Origin of the sequence: Pseudomonas sp. NPDC079367 (genome assembly GCF_044542195.1) — a bacterium.
Taxonomy (GTDB): Bacteria; Pseudomonadota; Gammaproteobacteria; order Pseudomonadales; family Pseudomonadaceae; genus Aquipseudomonas.
Genome location: NZ_JBITTW010000020.1, coordinates 79,873 through 88,931 on the forward strand (window position 1 = coordinate 79,873; position 9,059 = coordinate 88,931).

A 9,059-nucleotide genomic window follows, 5' to 3' on the forward strand; every position below is an offset into this window, starting at 1 on the left:
AGTTAACTGTTTATGGATGGTGTACGGGTCGAAATTGGGCAAACTGTACCTGTCCGCACATTAATGGTGCGATTTTGCCTTTTTAGAGAGCTCGTGTAGGGTTTTGCTGTAGGAAATGACCAGTACAGTAGTACAGTTTTATACGGCTATGCTTCAGCTAATCTTCCCACCGACGCAAATTGTGTTTGCGCCGGTGTTGATCTGTGTGATTTACACCGCAAGCATGCGCCCGGTTTCTTCCAGGTTCATATGCCAGCTCAGGGCTTCGCGCAAAATATGTGGGGTGTGACCGCCAACAGCGCAAGCAGCGCTGAAGTAATCATTCAGTGCCGGACGAAAGTCCGGGTGCACGCAGTTGTCGATGATCACCCGCGCTCGCTCGCGTGGCGCCAGGCCGCGCAAATCGGCCAGCCCGACTTCGGTCACCAGAATGTCGACGTCATGCTCGGTATGGTCGACGTGGCTGACCATCGGCACCACACTGGAAATGGCGCCGCCCTTGGCGATCGACTTGGTCACGAACACCGCCAGATGCGCATTGCGCGCGAAATCGCCCGAACCGCCGATGCCGTTCATCATCCGCGTGCCGCAGACATGGGTGGAATTGACGTTGCCGTAGATATCGAATTCCAGCGCGGTGTTGATGCCGATGATGCCCAGGCGGCGCACCACCTCGGGATGATTGGAGATCTCCTGCGGCCGTAGAATCAGCTTGTCCTTGTACTTTTCCAGGTTGCCGAACACGTCGCTGTTGCGCCGCTCGGACAAGGTGATCGAGCTGCCTGAGGCGAAGCTCAGCTTGCCGGCGTCGATCAGGTCGAAGGTCGAGTCCTGCAGCACTTCGGAATACATGGTCAGGTCTTCGAACGGCGAGTCGATCAAGCCACACATCACCGCGTTGGCAATGTTGCCGATGCCGGCCTGCAGCGGGCCGAGCTTGTTGGTCATGCGCCCGGCCGCAACTTCCTGCTTGAAGAAGGTGATCAGGTGTTCAGCAATGGCATGGGTATCAACGTCCGGTACTGACACGGTGGACGGCGAGTCCGACTGCTGGGTGATGACAATCGCAACGATCTTTTCAGGCGGAATCGGAATCGCCGTACTGCCGATGCGATCGTCGACTTTTACCAGCGGGATTGGCGTGCGCGTCGGGCGGTAAGTCGGGATATAGATGTCGTGCAGGCCTTCGAGGTTGGCGTTGTGGGCCAGGTTGATCTCGACGATCACTTGTTTGGCGAAGATCGCGAAGCTGGCCGAGTTGCCCACCGAAGTGGTCGGCACGATATGGCCTTGTTCGGTGATGGCGACTGCCTCGATGACGGCAATGTCCGGCAGCTTCAACTGTTGGTTGCGCAATTGCTCTACCGTTTCCGAGAGATGCTGGTCGATGAACATCACTTCGCCGGCGTTGATTGCCTTGCGCAACGTACTGTCGACCTGAAACGGCATACGCCGCGACAGCACGCCGGCCTCGGTCAGTTGCTTGTCAAGGTCGTTGCCCAGACTGGCGCCGGTCATCAGGCTGATCTTCAGCGGCGTGACCTTGGCGCGCTCGGCCAGTGCGTGGGGAACGGCCTTGGCTTCGCCGGCGCGGGTGAAACCGCTCATGCCGACGGTCATGCCGTCCTCAATCAGAGCAGCGGCGTCGGCAGCGCTCATCACTTTGTCCAACAACGAAGGCAGGCGAATACGGTCACGGTACATGGATTATTATCTCGGGCAACGAGTAGCAGGATGCGCAGTCTAGTGAATTTGGCCGGCGCCTGTCCCGCTACCAAGGTCGCAAACGAGCCCTCTATTTCGCGGGTTTGCAGTAAAACACCGTTACCGGATCTGCAACAACGCGGCAAATTGTCCAGCGTCTGGCGCAAACGAAAACGCCCCGACAAGTCGGGGCGTTCGCTATTGCAGCGGTGAATTACTCGACTGCTTTGACCATGTCTTCGATGACTTTCTTCGCATCGCCGAAGACCATCATGGTCTTGTCCAGATAAAACAGTTCGTTGTCCAGGCCGGCGTAGCCGCTGGCCATCGAGCGCTTGTTGACGATGATGGTCTTGGCCTTGAACGCTTCGAGAATCGGCATACCGGCAATCGGCGACTTCGGATCGTTCTTCGCGGCCGGGTTGACCACGTCGTTCGCACCGAGCACCAGCACCACGTCGGCCTGACCGAACTCGGAGTTGATGTCTTCCATCTCGAACACCTGGTCGTAAGGCACTTCGGCCTCGGCGAGCAGGACGTTCATGTGCCCAGGCATGCGACCGGCCACCGGGTGAATCGCGTACTTCACGGTCACGCCGCGATGGGTCAGCTTTTCGGTCAGTTCCTTCAGTGCGTGTTGTGCACGGGCCACTGCCAAACCGTAGCCCGGGACGATGATCACGGTGTCGGCGTTGGTCAGCAGGAAGGTTGCGTCATCCGCCGAGCCGGATTTCACCGGACGGGCTTCCTGCGCACCGGCAGGACCTGCGTCTGCCGTATTGCCGAAACCGCCGAGCAGCACATTAAAGAAGGAACGGTTCATCGCCTTGCACATGATGTACGAGAGAATCGCACCGCTCGAACCCACCAGCGAGCCGGCAATGATCAGCATCGAGTTGTTCAGCGAGAAACCGATGCCCGCCGCCGCCCAGCCGGAATAGCTGTTGAGCATCGACACCACTACCGGCATGTCGGCGCCGCCGATCGGGATGATGATCAGCACGCCCATTACGAACGCCAGCGCCAGCATAAGTGCGAACGCCGTGAGGTTGCCGGTGAACATGAAGGTCAGGCCGAGAACCAGCGTAGCCAGACCCAGAACCGCATTGAGCTTGTGCTGACCGGCGAACTGTACCGGTGCGCCCTGGAACAGGCGGAACTTGTATTTGCCCGACAGCTTGCCAAAGGCAATCACCGAACCGGAGAAAGTGATCGCACCGATTGCCGCACCGAGGAACAGCTCCAGACGGTTGCCCGCCGGAATCGCATCGCCCAGTTGTTTAACGATACCCAGCGATTGCGGCTCGACCACCGCCGCGATGGCAATGAACACCGCCGCGAGGCCGATCATGCTATGCATGAACGCTACCAGTTCCGGCATCTTGGTCATTTCAACGCGCTTGGCCATGATCGAGCCGGCGGTACCGCCGACCAACAGGCCAACGATCACGTAACCGATACCGGCAGTGGCCAGCTCGGCGCCCAACTTATAGATGAGGCCAACGGTGGTAAGGATCGCCAACGCCATGCCGAGCATGCCGAACAGGTTGCCGCGCCGCGAAGTGGTCGGGTGCGACAGGCCTTTAAGGGCCTGGATAAAGCAGATCGACGCGATCAGGTAGAGCGTCGTGACGAGATTCATGCTCATTACTTCGGCGCCTCTTCTTTTGCTTTCGGGGCTTTCTTCTTGAACATCTCAAGCATGCGGCGGGTGACCAGGAAGCCACCAAACACATTGACCGCCGCCAGTGCCACTGCCAGCGTGCCCATGGTCTTGCCCAGCGGCGTGACGGTCAGCGCAGCGGCGAGCATGGCACCGACGATCACGATCGCGGAAATGGCATTGGTCACCGCCATCAACGGCGTGTGCAGCGCAGGCGTAACGTTCCAGACCACGTGGTAACCGACATAAATCGCCAGCACGAAGATGATCAGGTTGTAGATACCGGGGGAGATAAGCTCTTCCATCGTCTGAATCCCTGCTTAGGCGTTTTTGCGGATGACTTGGCCGTCGCGGCACATCAGGCACGCGGCGACGATGTCGTCTTCGAGGTTGACGTCGAACTGGCCTTCCTTGGTGAACACCAGCTTGAGGAAGTCCAGCAGGTTGCGTGCGTACAGCGCCGAAGCATCGGCAGCCACTTCGCCGGCGAGGTTGGTCGGGCCGACGATGGTCACTCCGTTTTCCACAACGACCTGATCGGCCACGGTCAGCGGACAGTTGCCACCCTGAGCGGCGGCGAGGTCGATGACCACCGAGCCGGGTTTCATCTGCGCCACGGTTTGCGCGCTGAGCAGCGTCGGCGCCTTGCGGCCCGGAATCAGCGCAGTGGTGATGACGATATCGGCCTGCTTGGCGCGCTCGTGCACAGCCTGGGCCTGACGCTGCATCCAGCTCGCCGGCATCGGGCGCGCGTAACCGCCGACACCGACCGCGCATTCGCGTTCTTCATCGGTCTCGTAGGGCACATCGACGAACTTGGCGCCGAGGGATTCGATCTGCTCTTTTACCGCTGGACGTACGTCAGACGCTTCGATCACCGCACCCAGACGTTTCGCCGTGGCAATCGCCTGCAACCCGGCCACACCCGCGCCTAGAATCAGCACGCGCGCCGCTTTCACGGTGCCCGCAGCGGTCATCAGCATCGGCATGAAGCGTGGGTAATAGTGAGCCGCGAGCAACACCGCTTTGTAGCCGGCGATGTTCGCCTGCGAAGACAACACATCAAGACTCTGCGCCCGCGAGGTGCGCGGCGCCGCTTCAAGAGCGAACGCGGTAATCCCGCACTCGGCCATTTTGGCGATGGTTTCGTTGTTGAACGGGTTGAGCATGCCCACCAGCACCGTGCCGCGCTTGATCAGCGTCAGTTCGGCATCGCTTGGCGCGACCACTTTGAGAATCAGCTCGGCGCCAAACGCGTCATTGGCGCTGCCAATGCTTGCGCCGGCCGCTTCATAGGCACTGTCGACGACACTGGCTTTGACGCCAGCCCCGCTTTGTACAGTGACCTTATGGCCTTGACTGATCAGCTTCTTGATGGTTTCCGGGGTTGCAGCAACCCGTGTTTCACCGGTCTGGGTTTCGAGAGGAACACCAATGTGCACGTCAAATCTCCTGCGTGATCTTATTGAGTAAACCCAGGCACTACGGATGGTGCGACTGGGGCGGCCGATCAGCACGATCCCGCCAAATCAAGGCGGGGCGCGGCATTTTGCAGGCGAACTTTGAGCCCTTCAAGGGATTATGACGGGTGACGGAAAATTAACTACAAGTCATGCCGTGACCGAATGTCGCAGACGGCCAGTTGAAGCCGTTGCAGGCCGTGCTCTGCAAGGATTCTGGCTGAATATTTAGAAATTTCTGATAGGTGGCGTGAATAGGCAGCAATGTGTCGCCATTGAAGGCTCAAAGCCACGTCTTACGCCGCTTATGGGACGTCTGTACGACCTTCGGATACAGGCATTGAAATGGCGACAAATAGTTATATCTGTAGGGCTTTAAAATTCCTGACTACCGGGTTAGTAATCAATAAGAGCCTCTAGTCTTCTAGGCTGTAGCTCTTCGCCTGCTGTAACAACCAGTCACGAAATGCTTTCAGCGATGCAGATTCGACCTTTCGCTCAGGAATCATCAGGTAATACGCCTTGAAGCTGGAGAGCGCCTGGTGATTGGCGATCACCAAACGTTTTTCAGTCAGCTCTCGCTGAATCAGGAAGGGCGGAATCAGCGCAATGCCCATGTCGTGCATGGCTGCTTGGGCGAGCATGGAGAATAGCTCGTAGCGTGGGCCTGTCATGTCGCGGGGGATGTTTAGCTGTTGCGAGTCGAACCACTGACGCCAGGCGTACGGGCGGGTCGTCTGTTGCAGCAACGGTAATTCGGCGATGGCGTCAGCGTTCAGATGCGTTTGGTCGCCGAGCAGGGTCGGGCTGCACACGGGCATCGGATTCTCGCCCATCAACCTGTGGGACTCGGTACCGGACCAGTCGGCATCGCCGAAATAGATCGCCGCATCGAACTGCGTATCGGCAAACAGGAACGGGCGGGTGCGGTTGGTCAGGTTCACCGTGACTTCCGGATGCTTGTGCTGGAAATCCTTCAGACGCGGCAACAGCCATTGCGTGCCAAACGTGGGAACTACCGCCAGTTCAATTACATTGGCGCCTTGCTGACCCATAACCGACAACGTGTCGCGCTCGACGGCATCGAGCTGAGTCGCTACCCGGCGGCTGTAGGAAAGTCCTGCCTCAGTCAGTTTTACTCCGCGCCGTGAGCGTCGGAACAGTTCAACGCTGAGGAAGTCCTCAAGGCTGGCGATCTGTCGGCAAATGGCGCCTTGAGTGAGGGAAAGTTCTTCTGCAGCCCGCGTAAAGCTCTCATGGCGAGCGGCCGCTTCGAAACTGATCAGGGCGGCCGTGCTGGGTATCTTTCTGCGCATGTACGTCAACCTCACTAATGCGCCGCGTAAAAGGCTGTTCGCGACGTTTCGGAGTGAGAAATTAGCACAAGAGGTTGCGAAATCCTCGTTTGCTGCGGCGGCCAACCGCGCCTAGGATCAATGCCACGTTAATTCAGTCGATTTGCGAGGACATACTCATGGGCGGTAAAGCTAGCTTCAACTGGATCGATCCCCTGCTGCTGGATCAACAGCTCACCGAAGAAGAGCGCATGATCCGCGACACCGCCGAGCAGTTCGCTCAACAGAGCCTGGCGCCGCGTGTCCTTGAAGCATTCCGCCATGAAAAGACAGACCCGGCGATCTTCCGCGAGATGGGCGAAGTCGGCCTGCTCGGGGCGACTATCCCCGAGCAATACGGTGGCAGCGGGCTGAATTACGTCAGTTATGGTCTGATCGCGCGTGAGGTCGAGCGCGTCGACTCCGGCTACCGCTCGATGATGAGTGTCCAATCCTCACTGGTGATGGTGCCGATCAATGAATTCGGTACCGAAGCACAGAAACAGAAATACCTGCCAAAACTGGCTTCGGGCGAATGGATCGGCTGCTTTGGTCTGACCGAGCCGAACCACGGTTCCGATCCTGGCGCGATGATCACTCGGGCGCGCAAGGTCGATGGCGGCTACAGCCTGACCGGCGCAAAAATGTGGATCACCAACAGCCCGATCGCTGACGTGTTCGTGGTGTGGGCCAAGGATGACGCCGGCGACATTCGTGGCTTCGTTCTGGAGAAAGGCTGGAAAGGTCTGAGCGCTCCGGCGATTCACGGCAAGGTCGGCCTGCGCGCTTCGATCACCGGTGAGATCGTCATGGACAACGTGTTCGTGCCGCAAGAAAACATCTTCCCGGATGTCCGCGGCCTGAAAGGTCCGTTCACCTGCCTCAACTCGGCACGCTACGGCATTTCCTGGGGTGCGCTGGGTGCCGCCGAGTTTTGCTGGCACACCGCGCGTCAATACACTTTGGATCGTCAGCAATTCGGTCGCCCGTTGGCCGCGACTCAACTGGTACAGAAGAAGCTTGCCGACATGCAGACCGAGATCACTCTGGCGCTGCAAGGCTGCCTGCGTTTGGGTCGCATGAAGGATGAAGGTACCGCTGCGGTCGAAATCACTTCGATCATGAAGCGCAACTCCTGCGGCAAGTCGCTGGACATCGCCCGTATGGCGCGCGACATGCTTGGCGGCAACGGCATCTCCGATGAGTTCGGCGTGGCCCGTCATTTGGTCAACCTGGAAGTGGTGAATACCTATGAAGGTACCCACGACGTTCATGCGCTGATCCTCGGGCGTGCGCAAACCGGTCTGCAAGCGTTCTATTAATAGGAGGGCGGATCATGGGCGCGCTGTCGCATCTGCGGGTACTGGATTTATCGCGAGTGCTGGCCGGGCCTTGGGCCGGACAGATCCTCGCCGACCTTGGCGCCGAAGTGATCAAGGTAGAGCGCCCGGGTAATGGTGATGACACTCGGGCCTGGGGACCTCCCTTCCTTAAAGACGCTTACGGCGAGAACACGTCGGAAGCGGCTTATTATCTGTCGGCCAACCGCAACAAGCAGTCGGTGACCATCGACTTCACCCGCCCTGAAGGGCAGAAGCTGGTGCGCGACCTGGCGGCGAAGTCGGACATCCTCATCGAGAATTTCAAGGTGGGCGGTCTGGCGGCCTATGGCCTGGACTATGAATCGCTGAAGGCGCTCAACCCGAATCTGATCTACTGCTCCATCACCGGCTTCGGCCAGACCGGTCCGTACGCCAAGCGCGCCGGCTATGACTTCATGATTCAGGGCTTGGGCGGGCTGATGAGCATCACCGGTCGTCCTGAGGGGGATGAGGGCGCCGGGCCGGTGAAAGTCGGGGTGGCACTGACGGACATTCTCACCGGGCTATATTCTACAGTGGCGATTCTGGCGGCACTCGCTCACCGGGATCACGGCGGGAGTGGTCAGCACATTGACATGGCATTGCTGGATGTTCAGGTTGCTTGTCTGGCTAATCAGGCAATGAACTACCTGACAACGGGCGATGCGCCAAAGCGCTTGGGCAATGCTCACCCGAATATCGTGCCTTATCAGGACTTTCCTACAGCGGATGGCGACTTCATCCTCACCGTGGGTAATGACGGGCAGTTCCGCAAATTCGCCGAAGTCGCGGGACAACCGCACTGGGCGGATGATCCACGCTTTGCGACCAACAAATTGCGGGTGGCGAATCGCGCGGTGTTGATTCCATTGATCCGTCAGGCGACGGTCTTCAAGACGACGGCCGAGTGGGTTGCTCAGCTGGAGCTGGCGGGAGTGCCTTGTGGGCCGATCAATGATCTGTCGCAGGTGTTTGAGGATCAGCAGGTGAAGGCGCGCGGCCTGGCGATTGAGTTGCCGCATGCGTTGGCAGGGATGGTGCCTCAGGTGGCCAGTCCCATCCGGTTATCCAAGACTCCGGTCGAGTATCGTTTTGCGCCTCCTTTATTAGGTGAGCATACGCAGCAGGTTCTGCAGCGAGTATTGGGTCTTGACGCTGGTGCGGTAGCGGCGCTGAAGCAAGGGGGAGTCGTTTAAGTTCTTCTTCTATATAGAAGGCTCAGCTTTCTCGCCTGTTTGGATGTTTTTTGGCCAATCCGCAAGTAATTGAAAGAAAAGCGAAATTAACGGTTGACGGCAGATTCCAGAGGTCTATAATTTGCCCCACTTCCGGCGCAGTCGAAACGGAAAACTCCTTGAGATTCAAAGAGTTACGCAGTTTTCGACAGCGGCTTGCTTCAGATCATCGAAGCCTGGAAGGAGTTGAAAGAGCGGTGATGTTTGGCTCTTTTAACGGTTCGATCTTCTCGGTCGAAAGCGGAGAAAAAGAGGTGTTGACAGCAGCGATTAACGCTGTAGAATTCGCCTCCCGCTAACGA

At 58.4% G+C, this 9,059-nt stretch carries 8 protein-coding genes; 3 read left to right on the forward strand and 5 right to left on the reverse strand.

Features of this window, described 5'->3' with window-relative positions; translation table 11 throughout:
- Window positions 1-210 precede the first annotated feature (210 nt).
- The 5 genes from ACIGDJ_RS16965 to ACIGDJ_RS16985 form a co-directional block, all read right to left on the reverse strand.
- A complete protein-coding gene (locus tag ACIGDJ_RS16965; RefSeq protein ID WP_101159618.1) occupies window positions 211-1,704 on the reverse strand; it encodes an acetyl-CoA hydrolase/transferase family protein in 1,494 nt (497 codons plus the stop codon).
- Window positions 1,705-1,918: 214 nt separating this feature from the next.
- On the reverse strand, window positions 1,919-3,352 hold the full coding sequence (locus ACIGDJ_RS16970) for an NAD(P)(+) transhydrogenase (Re/Si-specific) subunit beta (protein WP_110644713.1): 1,434 nt from the start codon (window positions 3,350-3,352) through the stop codon (window positions 1,919-1,921).
- Window positions 3,352-3,672, reverse strand: a complete 321-nt coding sequence (locus tag ACIGDJ_RS16975) for an NAD(P) transhydrogenase subunit alpha (protein WP_003220416.1) — start codon at window positions 3,670-3,672, stop codon at window positions 3,352-3,354. Before ACIGDJ_RS16975 ends, ACIGDJ_RS16970 begins: the two co-directional genes overlap by 1 nt.
- Before the next feature lie 15 nt (window positions 3,673-3,687).
- Window positions 3,688-4,809 carry a Re/Si-specific NAD(P)(+) transhydrogenase subunit alpha gene (locus ACIGDJ_RS16980; RefSeq protein WP_397479292.1) on the reverse strand — a complete coding sequence of 374 codons (1,122 nt, stop codon included), beginning with the start codon at window positions 4,807-4,809 and terminating at the stop codon, window positions 3,688-3,690.
- Window positions 4,810-5,243: 434 nt separating this feature from the next.
- Window positions 5,244-6,143, reverse strand: coding sequence for a LysR family transcriptional regulator (locus tag ACIGDJ_RS16985; RefSeq protein ID WP_101159615.1), 900 nt, complete (start codon window positions 6,141-6,143; stop codon window positions 5,244-5,246).
- A 158-nt stretch (window positions 6,144-6,301) separates the two neighbouring features.
- Here ACIGDJ_RS16985 and ACIGDJ_RS16990 point away from each other — a divergent pair, with 158 nt between their 5' ends.
- From ACIGDJ_RS16990 to ACIGDJ_RS17000, 3 genes are read left to right on the forward strand one after another with little or no spacing between them, the layout of a single operon-like run.
- On the forward strand, window positions 6,302-7,483 hold the full coding sequence (locus ACIGDJ_RS16990) for an acyl-CoA dehydrogenase (RefSeq protein WP_101159614.1): 1,182 nt from the start codon (window positions 6,302-6,304) through the stop codon (window positions 7,481-7,483).
- A gap of 11 nt (window positions 7,484-7,494) precedes the next feature.
- A complete protein-coding gene (locus ACIGDJ_RS16995; RefSeq protein ID WP_313000606.1) occupies window positions 7,495-8,718 on the forward strand; it encodes a CaiB/BaiF CoA-transferase family protein in 1,224 nt (407 codons plus the stop codon).
- Between the two features lie 50 nt (window positions 8,719-8,768).
- A complete protein-coding gene (locus ACIGDJ_RS17000; protein ID WP_397479291.1) occupies window positions 8,769-9,056 on the forward strand; it encodes a hypothetical protein in 288 nt (95 codons plus the stop codon).
- The last annotated feature ends 3 nt before the right edge of the window (window positions 9,057-9,059 follow it).